General features: G+C 72.9%; 12 protein-coding genes. 1 reads left to right on the top strand and 11 read right to left on the bottom strand.

Annotated elements, in window-relative coordinates:
* Positions 1 to 23: 23 nt before the first annotated feature.
* From IEZ01_RS30060 to IEZ01_RS30040, 5 genes are all read right to left on the bottom strand, one after another.
* Complete coding sequence (locus IEZ01_RS30060; RefSeq protein ID WP_189204872.1) at positions 24 to 1,325, bottom strand: PP2C family protein-serine/threonine phosphatase; 1,302 nt, start codon at positions 1,323 to 1,325, stop codon at positions 24 to 26.
* Positions 1,326 to 1,328: 3 nt separating this feature from the next.
* A complete protein-coding gene (locus IEZ01_RS30055; protein WP_373287683.1) occupies positions 1,329 to 3,830 on the bottom strand; it encodes a serine/threonine-protein kinase in 2,502 nt (833 codons plus the stop codon).
* 41 nt (positions 3,831 to 3,871) lie between these two features.
* On the bottom strand, positions 3,872 to 5,215 hold the full coding sequence (locus tag IEZ01_RS30050; protein WP_019886367.1) for a coiled-coil domain-containing protein: 1,344 nt from the start codon (positions 5,213 to 5,215) through the stop codon (positions 3,872 to 3,874).
* A gap of 52 nt (positions 5,216 to 5,267) precedes the next feature.
* Positions 5,268 to 6,221, bottom strand: coding sequence for a glutamate ABC transporter substrate-binding protein (locus IEZ01_RS30045; RefSeq protein WP_229833292.1), 954 nt, complete (start codon positions 6,219 to 6,221; stop codon positions 5,268 to 5,270).
* 155 nt (positions 6,222 to 6,376) lie between these two features.
* Positions 6,377 to 7,759, bottom strand: a complete 1,383-nt coding sequence (locus tag IEZ01_RS30040) for a GlnX family signal transduction membrane protein (protein WP_052185638.1) — start codon at positions 7,757 to 7,759, stop codon at positions 6,377 to 6,379.
* On the opposite strand from IEZ01_RS30040, the gene IEZ01_RS30035 reads away from it, so the two are divergent.
* Complete coding sequence (locus IEZ01_RS30035; protein WP_019886364.1) at positions 7,659 to 7,880, top strand: hypothetical protein; 222 nt, start codon at positions 7,659 to 7,661, stop codon at positions 7,878 to 7,880. The two genes, IEZ01_RS30040 and IEZ01_RS30035, sit on opposite strands and share 101 nt — an antisense overlap.
* 208 nt (positions 7,881 to 8,088) lie before the next feature.
* Here IEZ01_RS30035 and IEZ01_RS30030 read toward each other — a convergent pair whose 3' ends face one another.
* The 6 genes from IEZ01_RS30030 to IEZ01_RS30005 all read right to left on the bottom strand — a co-directional run bounded on the left by IEZ01_RS30030 (position 8,089) and on the right by IEZ01_RS30005 (position 14,916).
* Complete coding sequence (locus tag IEZ01_RS30030) at positions 8,089 to 9,084, bottom strand: N-acetylglucosamine kinase (protein ID WP_189204868.1); 996 nt, start codon at positions 9,082 to 9,084, stop codon at positions 8,089 to 8,091.
* Between the two features lie 56 nt (positions 9,085 to 9,140).
* The gene (locus tag IEZ01_RS30025; protein ID WP_189204866.1) at positions 9,141 to 10,406 is read right to left on the bottom strand and encodes a 6-phospho-beta-glucosidase; all 1,266 of its coding nucleotides are present in this window, start codon (positions 10,404 to 10,406) and stop codon (positions 9,141 to 9,143) included.
* Positions 10,407 to 10,431: 25 nt separating this feature from the next.
* Positions 10,432 to 11,334: a carbohydrate ABC transporter permease gene (locus IEZ01_RS30020; protein ID WP_019886358.1), complete on the bottom strand. Its 903-nt coding sequence runs from the start codon at positions 11,332 to 11,334 to the stop codon at positions 10,432 to 10,434.
* Between the two features lie 3 nt (positions 11,335 to 11,337).
* A complete protein-coding gene (locus IEZ01_RS30015; protein WP_019886356.1) occupies positions 11,338 to 12,309 on the bottom strand; it encodes a carbohydrate ABC transporter permease in 972 nt (323 codons plus the stop codon).
* A complete protein-coding gene (locus IEZ01_RS30010; protein WP_019886354.1) occupies positions 12,309 to 13,646 on the bottom strand; it encodes an ABC transporter substrate-binding protein in 1,338 nt (445 codons plus the stop codon). The genes IEZ01_RS30015 and IEZ01_RS30010 overlap by 1 nt, the downstream gene beginning before the upstream one ends.
* A gap of 76 nt (positions 13,647 to 13,722) precedes the next feature.
* Positions 13,723 to 14,916: an ROK family transcriptional regulator gene (locus tag IEZ01_RS30005; protein ID WP_189204864.1), complete on the bottom strand. Its 1,194-nt coding sequence runs from the start codon at positions 14,914 to 14,916 to the stop codon at positions 13,723 to 13,725.
* Between the last annotated feature and the right edge of the window lie 219 nt (positions 14,917 to 15,135).

Genomic DNA, 15,135 nt, shown 5'->3' with positions numbered 1-15,135 from the left:
GGACTCAGGGGCGTGACTCGGGCTCAGGACGTGCGGTACGGCGATCCTGCCCCTTGCGGCGGCACGGCGAACGGCAGCAGCGCCACCGTTACGTTGTCGTGGCCGCCGCCGTCCAGGGCGTGGCCAACCAGCACCTGGGCGGCGCCCAGCGGCCGGACAGCCGCGTCCGGGGCCAGCACCCGGGCCATCTCCTCCGGGGCCTCGGCGTAGTTCCACAGCCCGTCCGTGCAGACCACGACCACACCGGGCCGGTCCGGCTTGAACGCCGCCGTGTGCGGGTCGAGTTCGTACGCGTCGGCCCCCAGCCAGCCGGTGATGGCGTGCGCCCGCTCGTCCGCGTACGCCTCCGCCTCGCTCATCAGGCCCGTCGCGACCATCTGCGCGGCCCAGGAGTCGTCCTCGGTGAGCCGGGCGGGCGGGGCGGACCGGTCGTCGGGCACCCAGTAGGCACGGCTGTCGCCGATCCAGCCGACGATCAGGAGCCCGCCCGCCACGACCGACGCGACGATCGTGCACGCGGGGGAGTTCTGGTGCGGATCGTGCTCCCTGGCCCCGGACTCCTCGGCGAGCGCGTTGACCGCCTCGCCCGCGGCCAGGATCGCGTCGTGCATCGCCTGCTGGGGGTGGGTGCCCAGGGGCAGCGCGGCGAGCAGGGACTCGTTGGCGGCGCTCGCGGCGGCCGCCGACGCCTCGTCGGGGCGGGTCGCCGAGGACACCCCGTCGCAGACCACCGCCACGACCGCGGGCGAGCCGTCGGGCAGCGCGGTGGAGGAGACCGCGAACGCGTCCTCGTTGCGGTGGTGGCGCAGCCCCCGGTCGCTGACGGCGGCGACCTGGCCGAGCTCCTCCTCGATGTGGTCGCGCTCGCGCGGCTGGGCGTGGCCGCAGTTCTCGCAGTAGCCGTCCCCGTCGACCCGGCCGGCCCGGCAGGCGACACAGAGCTTCGCGCCGGGCGGCACGGCGGGGGAGTGCTCGGCGGTCCGGGGGTCCGGCGCGGCGAGCGGATAGTCGCCGTCCGCCGCCCCGGCCGGGGTGTCGTGGCGGACGGGTGCCTGGAGGTCGCGGCCGCCGGAGTCCGTACCGGGCAGATCACCCGCCGACTGGGCCGACGGCTCCCCGCTCGCGCGCTCCTCCGCCGCCGGCCACCCCGGCATCGCGGGGGGCGGCACCGGCGTACCGATGGCCAGTGTCGGGCGGTCCGGCGCCGCCGGGGCCACGGCCGACAGGTCGCAGCCGCACGCGCCGCAGAACAAGTCGCCCGACTCCACCGGCTCCGCGCAGTTGGGGCAGGTCGACCGGGCTGACAGCTGGTCCATCTGGGACATCACTCACACCCACGTCCGGGGGCGGAAACGGTTTGCCCGTTCCACCAGTTCGATCCTCTCCTCGCCGCGTTGAGCGAGCCGGGCGAGCACCCGGTACGAGCGTTCAAGGCCGAAGCGCAGTCCGCGCTCGTCCAGCTCACTGCCGAGCAGCGGAGTCTGTGCGGGCCGTGCTCCGGGACTACCGGAGAGTACCCAGTCCAGGGCCGTGCCGAGGACCTCGGTCGACAACCGCTCCCGGCGCACCGCGTCCAGGCCGAACCCCTGGAGCGCGGACACCTGTGCGGCGGCCGCCGTCAGGTCGTCGATCAGCGGCTCGTGCGGCTCGCGCCGGCGCAGCCTGGCCCGTACGGCCGCCACCCGGGCAGCCGTGTAGTGGATCGACGCCTCCGGCACCGACTCCAGCGTCCGTACGGCCCCGGGGCGGTCGCCGGCGGCCAGCTGGACGCGGGCGAGACCGAACGCGGCACTCACGTAGGAGGGGTCGGTCGACCAGACCAGCCGGTAGTACTCGGCGGCGTTGTCCAGCTGGCCCAGGACCTCGGCGCAGACGCCGAGCGCCAGCTTGGGGGCCGGCTCGCCCGGGAAGGCGTCGTAGACCGCGTCGAAGGAGAGCGCGGCGCTCTCGTGGTCGCCGGTGGCGAGAGCGGCCACGCCGCGGTACCACACCACCCGCCAGTCGTCGGCGTGCTTCGCCTCCAGGGCGGCCAACGCCTCGGCGGCGACGGCCGGTTCGCCCATGTCCAGGCGGGCCCGCAGCTCGCGCAGGCGCCGCTCCAGGGAGTCGGCGGGCGCCGCCTGCAGCGCGCTGATCAGCTCGGTCGGCGCGGCGGCCAGCAGGCCGGCGAGGAAGCCGGCGTTCGGGTCGTTCGGGTCGACGTGCGGCACCGGCAGGGCCAGCGCCGTGGCGCGCGCGTCGAGCGGCGCGAGCAGCGGCGCGGAGGTGGCGGCGCCGGCCGCGACGAGCGCGGAGGTGTGGGCGGGGTCGTGGGCCGGGCCGGGGGTCCCCGAAGCGTGGGCGGGGTCCAGGGCAGCGGGCCTCCGGGCGGCCCGGAGCGCCTTCAGGGAGCCCGGTGCCGTACGCACCCCGAGCCGGGACACCTCCTCGTCCGGCTCGCCGAACAACTCCGTGTCCGTCACCCGCAGTTCGGTGCCGAACAGCGTCGACAGGGCGGGACGCGGCCGGCCCGTCTGCAGGGCGACGACCTCCCGCAGCACGCCCGTCAGCTGCTCCGCCATCTCCTGCGCGGAGGCGAACCGGCGGGCCGGATCCGGATCCGTCGCGCGCACGAGCAGCCGGTAGAAGGACTCGTAGGTGCGGAACACCTCGATGTTGTCCGGGTCCGGCAGGGAGTCCACGAAGACGTTGGTGTAGCCCTGGAAGTCGAAGGTGAGCACGGCCAGGGTGCGTGCCACGGTGTAGAGGTCGGAGGCGACCGACGGGCCGGCCTCCGCCACCTCGGGGGCCTGGTAGCCGACCGTGCCGAAGATCGCCGACTCGTCGTCGTCGGCCCGGCGGACCGCGCCCATGTCGATCAGCTTGAGCTCGTCCTGGCTCTGGATGGCGTTGTCGACCTTGAAGTCGCAGTAGAGCAGATTGCGGCTGTGCAGATGCCCGAGCGCCTCCAGCGCCTCGATGCCGTACGCGCAGGCCTGCTCGACCGGGAGCGGATCGCGCTTGCCCGTCGGGTCCCGGCGCTCGTTGGCGATCTCCTTCAGGGACTTGCCGCCGACGTACTCCATGACGATGTAGCCGTCGAGGGAGCCCGTGCGCTGGTCGAGGTGTTCGACGAAGTTGTAGATGCGGACGATGTTGGAGTGCTCGATCTCGGCGAGGAAGCGGCGCTCGGAGATCGCCGCGGCCATGGCGTCCTGGTCGCCGGTGTCCAGCAGGCCCTTGAGCACCACCCAGCGGTCGGCGACGGCCCGGTCGATGGCGAGGTAGATCCAGCCGAGTCCGCCGTGGGCCAGGCAGCCCGCGACCTCGTACTGCCCGTGCACGACGTCGCCCGCGCGCAGCTTGGGGACGAACGAGTACGGATGGCCGCACTTGGTGCAGAAGCCCTCCGTGCGGCCCGGCCGGTCGCCGCGCGCGCGACCGACCGGCGCGCCGCAGTCCGAACGCGAGCAGAAACGCTTCCGCTCGGGGACCTCGGCATGGGCCATCACAGCCGAACGCGGGTCGGGACGCGGCACCTCCGGCACGGTCACCAGACCCGCGCCGAGTCTGGCCCGGCTCCCCTTCGCCGTCGACCCGGTCGAACGGACCGACACCGACCGGCCGGTCGTGGCGCCCGACAGGGAACGCGACAGCCGCCCCGACACCGACCGCCGCGACGTCGAGGACCGCGACGACCGCGCGGAGGCGTGCGAACCGCTGCGCGCCGAGCCGCTGGTGCTGCTCTTCCCGCCGCCGGTGATCCCGGTCGGCAGTGACTGCAGGAGACCGCCCGGCGCCACCACCGGGGCGAGACCGCAGGTGTCGCAGTACAGCTCGCCGCCGCCCATGTCCTCGTACGAGCCCTCGCACGAGGGCCGCTGGCATGTGCTCACTGACTCCCCCAACCGTCGCCGGAACCGCCCTCGCCCTGCCCCGCGCCCCGGAACCCGCCGGACCCCGGCCGCGGACGCCCGTCCGCCGGCCCGGACAGGGCCTCCGCCGCCGCGTGCTGGAACCGCAGCACCGCCTGCTCGGCCGCGCGCAGATCGCACGGCGCGCTCCACAGCATCCGGCGGGCCACGTCGTACCGCTCGATCAGCAGCAGGTCCTCCGCCAGGCCGTGCCGGGCCACCTTCGCCTTGTACGCGTCCAGCCGGCCCCGCAACTCCGCGCGGACCGCCAGCGGAGCCGTGACCGCCGTCAACGAGTCACGCGCGCGCAGCAGTTCGTCCTCCGCCTCCCGCTCCAGCGACTCCAGCAGCGGCGAGAGACGGTGCCACTGCGCGTGCCGGCGGTACTCCGCCGCGGTTGCCAGCCGCTCTTGGAGCGTCACCGGAGGCCCGCTCACCGCGGGCACCTCGGACGCCGCGATCTTCGCGAGCACCTCACCGCGCGCGGCCCGCGCCTCGGCGAGCGTCCGGTCGGCCCGCGAGAGCACGTCCCGCAGCCGCAGCAGCCGGTCCTCGGAGTCCTGCCGCACGGCAAGGACCGCCTCGATCTCCCGCCGTACGTCCTCCAGGGCGCGTGCCGCCCGGTCGTAGCGGTCCGTGTCGGGCCGGCCGCCACCGGGCGCCGAGGCGCCCGCCGCGGGCCGCCAGAAGGCGAGCGGATCGGAGATCACCTGGGCCCGCAGCGTGCCCAGTTCGTGGGTGATCGACTCCAGGTCGTCCCCCGAGGGGTGCTCGCCGGGGCGCACCCCCACCGAGTGGGCGAGCGAGCGCGTACGGCCCAGCTCGGCGGCGAGCAGGTCGATCCGCGCGGGCAGCGCCGACCACACCGCGTCCGCCGCCACCACCATGTCGAGCGAGGACGCGTACAGCTCGTTCATCCGAGCCACCAGGCGTTCCAGCGTGAACCGCTCGGCCAGCGGCCGGGCCGGGTCCGCGGGTGTGCCCGGGACGAGCACCGACTCGCCGCGCAGCCGGTCGGTCAGCTCCGCCAGGTCCTCGCGCGAGGGCCAGCGCCGCCGGGACCGCAGCTCCCGCGCGGCCTCCAGGGCGTCGGTGTAGGCGTCGAAGTACGACCAGAGGAGGGTGATGGTCTGCTCGGTGGCGGCCCAGCGTTCCTTGGTGGTGCCGGTCAGCTCGGCGCCTTCGAGGAGTCTGCGCCCGGCGTGGTCCTGCAGCGCGAGGAGCGAGTCCTCGACCGCCTTGTGCTCCGCGCCGAGCCGCGCCAGCGCACGGTCCACCTCGTCCCGGTCCATCACCGGCCCGGGGGGTCCCGCGACGCCCATCGATCACCTCTCCGCTCTTGCTGTCCTTGGTGCCGTCACCCTCGCGGGCCGGTCAGCCGTCCTTGTACTGCGGCGCGGGCGGCCCCGGTATCCCGGGCAGGTCCTTGCGCAGCCACTTGTCGTACGCGGCCATCCAAGGACCCTTGCGGTACTGGACGAGCACGTGATTGACCCGGCGGACCAGATCGTCGTTGCCCAGCTTGGCGGCGACGCCGTAGTACTCGGTCGTGAAGGGCCGGCCCTTGAGCTCCACCGCCGGGTCCTGGGCGGCCTGGCCCGCGGCCAGGGCGTTGTCCGTCACGATCGCGTCGACCTCGCCCAACTGGAGCCGGACCAGACAGTCCAGCTGATTGGGCACCGTGAAGCGGTCCGCGTCGGCCTGGGTGCCGTCACCCTCGTCCCTGAAGGTCGCCCCGAACGAGTTGCGCTCCAAGGCCTCGTACGCCGTCGAACCCTCCGCCGAGCAGACCCGCTTGCCGGACAGCGAGGAGTCGTAGCCCTTCACCGACGAGTCCTTGGGGGCGAGGACCTGCTGACCGGCCTGGAAGTAGGCGGTGGAGAAGGCCACCTGCTGGATGCGCTTGCAGTTGATCGTCATCGTGCGCACGACGAGGTCGACCTTGTCGCCCTCCAGGGCGGCGATGCGCTGGTTGGTGGGGATCGCCCGGAAGATGATCTTGTCGGGGGAGCCGAGGATGTCGGTGGCGATCGCCCGCGCCAGATCGATGTCGAAGCCCTCCAGGGTCCGCGTGGTCGGATTGCGGTAACCCCAGCGGTAGCTGTTCTGGTCGACGCCGACGATCAGCTTGCCGCGCGCCTTGATGGCGGCGATGGACGGCCCGTCGGCCGTCGACGGCGCCAGCGACTTCTCCGGCGCCTGGCACGTGTCCGCCCGCACCGGCACGGCCGTACCCGTACCGGGCCCGGACACGAGCGCGTGGTCCGCGCCGGAGCGGGCCAGCGGCAGCAGGGTGAGCGAGGCGGTCACCGCGCACGCCGCGGCCATCGCCCCGACGCCGCCCCAGCCCTTCAGCCGCACGGCCCGCCACCGGGCGAGCGGACGGGAGCGGACCCTGCCAGCCGTGGCCGGGCCCCGCGCGGGCCCGCCCGCGGGCACGTCCGCCCCGTGGACGCCTGCGTCGTCGGTCATCTCTCCTCCTCTCACCGGTACTCCGACAGCCTGCGGTTGATGCCCATGACGGCCCCCGCGGCGGCCACCACCGCGAGCACGGCCGCCCCCACGGGAAGCCCGCTCAGCGCGCCCCGGCCGTCACCGGCGGAACGTGTGAACTCCCGCTGCTCATGGGCGAGTGCCTTCTCCAGCGCCGCGTCCACCTGGTCGAAGGACTGCCCGGTGGAGTCCTGGGCGCCGATGACCTTGGCCAGGGCGCCGTCGTAGTCTCCCGCGTCGTCCGTGGCGCGCGCGCCCGCGTGGCGCTGCTTCCACTGCGCGACCCGGTCCGCCGCCTCCGCCAGCGGATCGCGCCCCGCGTCGTCGTCGGCGAGCTCCCGGGCCTGGGCGAGCGCCGTGTCCAGCTTGCCCATGCCCGTGCTGTAGTCCGTCTCGTACTTGTCCTTCTTGCCGTCGTCCGTGAGGACCGCGCCCCGCGCCACCAGCGTCAGGTTCTCGTTCGCCCGCGCCTTCAGGGAGTTGATCCGCGCGTCGTTGAGCACCTGGAGCGAGTTCTGGCCGTGCTCCCGGGCGTCGTTCAGCTCGGCGCGGGCCACCGTGTGCCCGACGGCCAGCCACAGCAGCACGACCGTCGAGGCGGCGGTCGCGGCGAGCAGCCCGTGGTTGAAGACCCGGTTGGTCCGCAGGTACGTGCGCCGCTGGGCCCACACCAGGGCGCCCAGCGCGATCACGCCGACCGCGAGGGAGAGCCACGGCCAGGCCCGCGCCGACGTGTCGTCCTCGTGCAGCCGCTTCGTCTCGGCCTCGTACAGCCGCTCGGCGGCCGGCAGCAGCTGCGTCGTCATCTGCTGGTTGGCGTACCGCAGATAGGCGCCGCCCAGCGGCAGGCCCTGGCGGTTGGCCGCCCGGGCCCGCTCCACCAGGCCCGTGTAGCGCGGCAGCTGTTCGTTGAGCGTCGCTATCTCGCGGGCGGACTCGCTCGAACCGTCCGTGTTCGTCGCTGCCTTGACCAGCAGCCGGGACGCCGTCGCGATGTCGTCGGTGTACCGCTTGTGGACCTCGGCCGGCTCCTGCGCGCCTGCCAGGAAGCCGCTCGCGGCGGCCGTGTCGGCGTCCGCCAGCGAGCGGTAGATGCTCGCCGCGTCGGCGCTCAGCGGCTGACTTCGGCTGACCACGTCGTCGGCGGAGGACGCCCGGTCGGAGATCTCGAAGGCGGTGACGGCGCCGAACACCACGACGAGCACGGCCAGGACGGCGCCGAGGATCTGGAGCCGGCCCGGCTCGGTCGTCGCCGCCGCGCGCAGCCGCTCCTTGCCCACGGCCCACGCCCCCCGCCCGCCGGGCGGCACCGGCCCGCCGGGCGGTGACCCGGGTCCGGACGGCGCCGACGGTGACGGCGGTGACGACGGCACTGAGGCGGCAGGTGTCGCCACGGACGGCGTGGCCCCGGACGGTGGCGTGGCGGGCTGCGGTGGCACGTACGGCTGCGTCGGCGCCGAGGCGGTGTGCCCGTTCGGCGGGTGTGTCACGTGACCTCCCCCTCGGTCGCTGGACGTCGGCCCGCCCCCCGGCGGCTCGGGGGACGACTACCCGGCCAGCAGTATGGCCGCAGGAACCGTCGACCACACCGGAAATGACGCGATCTTGTTCCTTTCGTACCCCCCGGCACGGCCGAACCCCCACTGTGTATACGCCGCCCGAGCCGGATCGGTTCCATGTTCGAGGCTGCGGGACCCGACTCTCACCCCGTCTCGCCGTAGTGCGCCCGCAGCGCCGCCCGGGCCGCGGCCGGCGCGCCCACCTGGTCGAGCCCCAGCAGCGCCGCGCCGAGCACCGGCGGGGCCGTCACGACACGTACCACCGCCTTCGGGGCCTTCGCCGCGAGGAGTTCGGCGATCCGCGCGTCCAACTGCCGGTGCCGAGCCGCCAGCACGCTCCCGCCGAGCAGGACGGGCACCTCCTCGTCGAGGAGCCCGAGCCGCCCGAGCGCCACGGAGGCCAGGGCGACGACCTCCTCCGCCTGCCGCTCCACCAGCGAGCGGGCGACCGGGTCACCGGCCGCGCTCGTACGGAACAGCACCGGCGTCAGCTCGTGCCGCCGCGCGAACGGGATCCGGCCCAGATGCAACGCCTCGATCAGCGCGTACATCGACGCGAGACCGAAATGCGCGGGCAGGGCGCGCGCCAGCTCCGTCGGCTCGCCCCGCCCGTCCTCCGCGCGCGCCGCGAACCACAGCGCTTCCTCGGCCAGTCCGCCGCCCCCGCCCCAGTCGCCGGAGATCGCGCCGACGGACGGGAAGCGGGCCGTGCGGCCGTCCGGCAGCATGCCGACGCAGTTGATCCCCGCCCCGCACACCACCGCGACCCCGCGCGGCTCGTCCACACCGGCCCGCAGGATCGCGAAGGTGTCGTTGCGGACCGAGACCGACCCGCCCCACCCCCTGGCGCCGAGCGCGGCCGCCAACTCCTGCTCCTCCACCGGGAAGTCGGCGTTGGCCAGGCACGCGGAGACGTGCGCGAACCGCACCGCCCTGCCCGGCCCCGACGCCCCGCCCGTTCCGGACACCCCCGCCGCCGCGGCCGCCCGCTGCACTGTCTCGGCCAGCGCGCCGACGGCCGCCGCCACTCCGACCGTCGGCGGCTGGAACCCGCCGCCCCTGGCCTCGCCGAGCACGGTCCCGTCCGGGGCGACGACGGCGACGTCGGTCTTGCTGTTGCCCGCGTCGATCGCGAGCACCGGAAGGGCGCCAGATGCGTGTCGCGATGCGGCCCCCGACTCGGCTCCCGGCGCGTTCACGCCCACGCCAGATGGTCCCGGTTGTGCGCGATCAGCCGGTCGGTGAGCTGCTCGGCGTAGGCGTACTGCCCCACCAGCGGATGCGCGAGCAGCGCCCGGAACACCCGCTCACGGCCGCCGCGCAGCGCCGCCTCCAGCGCCAGGTCCTCGTACGTCGTGACCTGGGCGACCAGCCCGGCGTACAGCGGATCGAGCGCCGGCACGGCCAGCGGCGCGGCCCCGTCGCCGCCCACCGCCGCCTGGACCTCGATCACGGCGTCGTCCGGCAGGAAGGGCAGCGTGCCGTTGTTGTACGTGTTCACCACCTGGTACGGCGATCCGGCGCCGCCCAGCAGGGCCGCGGCCAGGTCCACCGCCGCCTCCGAGTAGAAGGCCCCGCCGCGCTTGCCGAGCAGCGCGGGCTTCTCGTCCAGTGCCGGGTCCCCGTACATCTCCAGGAGCCGCTTCTCCATCGCCGCGACCTCGGCCGCCCGCGAGGGCTTGCTCCGCAGCTCCCGTACGACCTCGTCGTGGCAGTAGAAGTAGCGCAGGTAGTACGAAGGGACGACACCGAGCCGGTCGACGAGCGCACGCGGCATCCGCAGATCGTCCGCGACGGTGTCCCCGTGTTCGGCGAGCAGCTTCGGCAGGACGTTCTCTCCGCCCGGCCCGCCGAGCCGTGCGCCCAGCTCCCAGGTCAGATGGTTCAGCCCCACATGGTCGAGGTGCACCTCGCCGGGGGTGACGTCGAGGAGGGCCGCGAACTTCCGCTGGAAGCCGATGGCCACGTTGCACAGCCCGACAGCCTTGTGCCCGGCCTGGAGCAGCGCCCGGGTCACGATCCCCACCGGGTTGGTGAAGTCGATGATCCAGGCGTCGGGGTTGGCCCGCCGGACCCGCTCGGCGATGTCGAGCACCACCGGCACGGTCCGCAGCGCCTTGGCGAGACCGCCGGCGCCGGTGGTCTCCTGGCCGACGCAGCCGCACTCCAGCGGCCAGGTCTCGTCCTGTTCACGGGCGGCCTGTCCGCCCACCCGCAGCTGGAGGAGGACCGCGTCGGCGCCGGCCACGCCCGCGTCGAGGTCGCTCGTGGTGACGACACGGCCGTCGTGGCCCTGCCTGGCGAAGATCCGCCGGGCGAGCCCCCCGACGAGCTCCAGACGGTCGGCGGCCGGGTCTACGAGGACCAGTTCGGTGACGGGCAGGGTCTCGCGCAGCCGCGCGAACCCGTCGATCAGTTCGGGGGTGTAGGTGGAGCCGCCCCCCACGACAGTGAGCTTCATGACTTCCTAACTCCCTAGCCCTTCGCTAGCCCTTCACTCCGGTCAGGGTGACGCCCTCGATGAAGGCCTTCTGCGCGAAGAAGAAGACGATGATCACCGGCGCCATGACCAGCACGGTCGCGGCCATGGTGAGGTTCCAGTCGGTCTGGTGGGCGCCCTTGAACGACTCCAGCCCGTAGCTGAGCGTCCAGGCGGCCGGGTTCTCGGATGCGTAGATCTGCGGCCCGAAGTAGTCGTTCCAGCAGTAGAAGAAGTGGAAGAGGGCCACCGCCGCGATCGCCGGCTTCGCCATCGGCAGCACGATCCGCACCAGCGTGCGCAGCTCCCCGCAGCCGTCGATCCGGGCCGCCTCGGTGTACTCCTTGGGGATCGTCAGGAGGAACTGCCGCAGCAGGAAGATGGTGAAGGCGTTCCCGAAGGCGAACGGAATGATCAGCGGCCAGAGGGTGCCCGCGAGATCGAGCTGCTTGGCCCAGAAGAGATACATGGGCACGACGACGACCTGCGGAGGCAGCATCATCATCGCGATGACAAGCATCATCGCCAGATTCCGGCCGCGGAAGCGGAACTTGGCCAGGGCGTAGGCGACGGGCAGGCTGGAGGCGACCGCGAGGACGGTGCCCAGGCCCGCGTACAGCAGGGTGTTGCGCCACCAGGTGAGGAAGCCAGGGGTGTTCCAGACGGTCGCGAAGTTCCCCCACTCCCAGGTACGCGGCCACAGGTCGCGGGTGAGGGCCTGGTCGTCGCTCATCACGGCGGTCAGGAACACGAAGACGAACGGCAGGATGAAGAAGAGCGCGGCGGCGACGGCCAGGGAGTGGACCGCGATCCACTCCAGGGCGGCGCGGCGCCGCGCGGAGCGCCGGGCGCCGGCGGCCTCGGCGCGCTCCTTCGGAGCGGAGAGGGTCAGGCCGGTCATGGATGTCATGGGTCAGTCCTCCGCCGGCATGAAGCCGGAGCGCCGGCGCATCAGAAGGGCCGTGAACACCATCGCGAGTGCGAACAGCACCAGTGCCACGACCGAGGCCGCGCCGGTGTCGAAGCGCTGGAAGCCGAGGTTGTAGACGGTCTGGGGCACGGTCAGGGTGGACCGGTCCGGATAGCCGGGCTCGAACTGCTGGCCGGAGCCGCCGATCACCCCGCTCGCCACCTTCGCCGCCACCAGCGGCTCGGTGTAGTACTGCATCGTCGCGATCACGCCGGTTACCGCCGCGAACAGCACGATCGGCGAGATGTTCGGCAGGGTGACGTGGCGGAACCGCTGCCAGGGCCCGGCGCCGTCCAGCTCTGCCGCCTCGTACTGCTCCTTCGGCACGTCCAGCAGCGCGGCCATGAAGATGACCATCAGATCGCCGATGCACCACAGCGCGAGCAGCGTCAGCGACGGCTTGGACCAGGCGGGGTCGTTGAACCAGCCCGGCTCGGGCAGCCCGGCCCGGGCCAGGAGCGTGTTGACCGGTCCCGTACCAGGATTGAGCAGGAAGACGAAGGCCACCGTGGCGGCGACCGGCGGCGCGAGATACGGCAGGTAGAACAGGGTCCGGAAGAGACCCGCCCCCGTCTTGATCTTGGTGATGAGCAGCCCGACCCCGAGTCCGAAGACGACTCTCAGGGCCACCATCACCACCACCAGCCACAGCGTGTTGCGCAGCGCGGGCCAGAAGAAGGGGTAGTCGGCGAAGACGTACGTCCAGTTCTTCAGCCCGACCCAGGTGGGCGGGGCGAACCCGTCGTACCTCATGAAGGAGAAGTAGACGGTCGACACGAGCGGGTACGCGAAGAAGACGCAGAACCCGATCAGCCAGGGCGAGAGGAAACCCAGGGTCCGCAGCGCCGACCGGGCTCGCCTGGCCCGCTGACCCGGGCCGCCCGCCGACGCGGGCCGGGGGTGGACGGCGGTCATCAGCGCGCCTGCTCGTTGTCCTTGTCGACCTGCGCGTCGGCCTTCCTCAGCCCGGCGTCCAGGTCCGGCTCACGGCCCGCCTCGTGGCGCACCCCGAGGTCCTGCGCGGTGAGCAGGAACGCTCCGCCGTTGACGGAGGAGGGCGCGTGGGCGCTCTTCGGGTGCTGGGCGATCTTCACGAACGTGCGGTAGAGCGGATCGCTGTTCAGCTTCGGCGAGTTCAGGGCCGCCACCGTCGAGGGCACGTTGTGGATGGCGTTGGCGAAGGAGACGACCGCGTCGGTGTCGGTGGAGAGGTACTTCACCAGCTCCCAGGCCGCGTTCTGCTTCTTGCTGGTGTTGGCGATGCCGAGGATCGTGCCGGAGAGGTAGCCCTTGCCGTACTCGCCGGCCTGGTCGTCCGGTACGGGCAGCGGCGCCGCGCCGATCTCGAACGGCAGCCCGGCGTCCTTGGCCATCTTGCCGCGCCACTCGCCGTCGAGCTGCATGGCGACCTGGCCGGTGTGGAAGGGGTGCTTGGGGCCCCATTCGTCGCCGAGGCCGGTGCGGAACTTCTCCAGCTTCCTGAAGCCGCCGAGCTGGGCGGCGAGGTTCTTCTGCCAGGTGAACAGGGCCTTCGCGGCGGGGTCCCGGGCCAGGTTGGACTTGCCGTCGGCGTCGAAGTACTGGACGCCGAACTGTGTGGCGTAGTGCTCGAAGGTGGTCTCGTAGCCTTGGAAGTTGGGCATGAAGCCGAGCTGTTCGTAGCTGTCGCCCTTGGTCTTGGTGAGCTTCTTGGCGACGGCGTCGAACTCGGAGAGTGTCTTCGGCGGGGCGGTGATCCCGGCCTCGGCGAAGGCCTTCTTGTTGTAGTAGAGGCCGTACGCGTCGCCGAGCAGCGGCACCGCGCAGCGCTTGCCGTCGTGCTCGGTGTACTTCGCCATCTGCGGCAGGAAGGTCGTGGCCGGGTCGATCTTCGACTTCTCCAGGAACGGCTTCAGATCCGCGAGCGCGCCGGTGGTGCAGAAGCGGCCCACGTTGTCGGTGGTGAAGGACGAGACGACATCCGGAGCGTTCGAACCACCCGCGCGCAGCGCCTGGTTGAGCTTGTCGTCGGTGATGTTCTTGACGATGTTCACCCTGATGTGGGGGAACTTCTTCTCGAAGGAGCGGACATTCGCCTCGATCGCCTTGACCTCGCCGGGGGCGGACCAGCCGTGCCAGAAGGTCAGGGTCGTCCTCGCCTTCGGATCATCACTCGCGCCGCCGGCGCCCGACCCCGTACAGGCGGCGGTGAACAGGGCCATGGCAGCGGCCGAGGCGAGAGCGGCGGCGGCTCTGCGGGTGCGTACGGGCATGACGGTTCTCCCTGTGACGGGGGCGGGGGATGGGCGGTGCCGTGTGATGCCGTGCGTTGCCTTTGTGTTGTGGTGTCTAGCGCGAGGTGTCGAAGACTTCGTCGCGGGTGGCGGCGAGGGCGCTCTCCAGCGCGCCGCGCAGGACGGGCTGGTGCTGTACGCCGCCGAGGACGAGCCGCGGCCGGGACGCGGCGAGCTCGGACAGCTCGGCCTGGACGCGGGCGCGCAGGGGTTCCCCGCCGGCCACGATCGCCCCGCCGGAGAGCACGACGAGTTCGGGGTCGAGGACGGCGACCATGGAGGCGAGACCGGTCGCGAGCCCAGTACCGAAGATGCCGAGCAGCTGGGCGTACGGGCCCGACTCCGCCCGCGAGGCCCGGGCGAGGAGTTCCGCGGCGGTCTCGGCGTGCGGGCCCTGCGGCACGTCGCCGATCCCCAGCTCCCGGGCGATCCGGCCGACGGCCTGCGCACCGGCCAGCTCCTGGAAGCCGCCGCTGCCGGCCTTGCTCACCTGCCGTACGAGCGGGGTCCCCGGCACCGGCAGGAAACCGACCTCACCGGCACCGCCGGTGAACCCCCGGTGCAGCCGCCCCCCGAGCACGAGCGCGGCGCCCAGACCCTCCTCGTTCCACAGCAGTACGAAGTCCTCGTGCCCGCGGGCGGCGCCGAGCCGCTGCTCGGCGACGGCCACGAGGTTGACGTCGTTCTCGTACTCGACCGGCATGGGCAGGACGGCGGCGATCTCCTCCAGGAGTGTGGGCGCGTGCCAGCCGGGCAGATGGCTGGCGTACCGCAGCCGCCCGGTGGACGGATCGAAGGCCCCCGGCGTCCCGACGACCAGCCGGTGCACCTCGCCGCGGGTGATCCCGGCGGCCTTGACGGCCCCGTCGAGCGCCTCGACCACCTGCCGCACCACCCCGTCGGCCCGCCGCCCGGGCGTCCTGAGCTCGAACTCCCCGACGGTCTCGCCGGTCACATCGGCGACGGCGGCCAGAATCCGCCGCGGATTCACATCGAGCCCGGCGGCGTACGCGGCCCGCGCGTTGACCGCGTACAACTGCGCACTCGGCCCGGGCCGCCCCTCACTGGTCCCGGTCGCCACGACGAGCCCGGCCGCCTCCAGCCGCGCGAGCAACTGCGAGGCGGTCGGCTTGGACAGCCCGGTGAGCTTCCCGATCCGCGTCCGCGACAACGGCCCATGCTCCAGCAGCAGATCAAGCGCGGCCCGATCGTTCATGGCCCGCAAGACGCGCGGGGTGCCGGGGGTCATGACGGATGCACCTGCCTTACTGCTGCCACGCATGCACTGTTAGGAAAGTTTCCTATTGGCTGGACGAAAGGTAGGGCGTGGGGGACGGGAGCGTCAATAGGCGGGGGAGGGGCGGCGCCGCCGCGGCAATCAAAGCGTTGCTCCGGCGGTTTCCGGCCGAGAGTCCGGCGGGGGATTTGGGCGGGGTCCCGCCCCCGCCGTCACCCACCGCAGCTGCGC

Source organism: Streptomyces purpureus (assembly GCF_014648195.1).
GTDB lineage: Bacteria > Actinomycetota > Actinomycetes > Streptomycetales > Streptomycetaceae > Streptomyces > Streptomyces purpureus.
The sequence above is the reverse complement of the archived record's forward strand: the minus strand, read 5'-3'. Positions and strand labels throughout refer to the sequence as shown.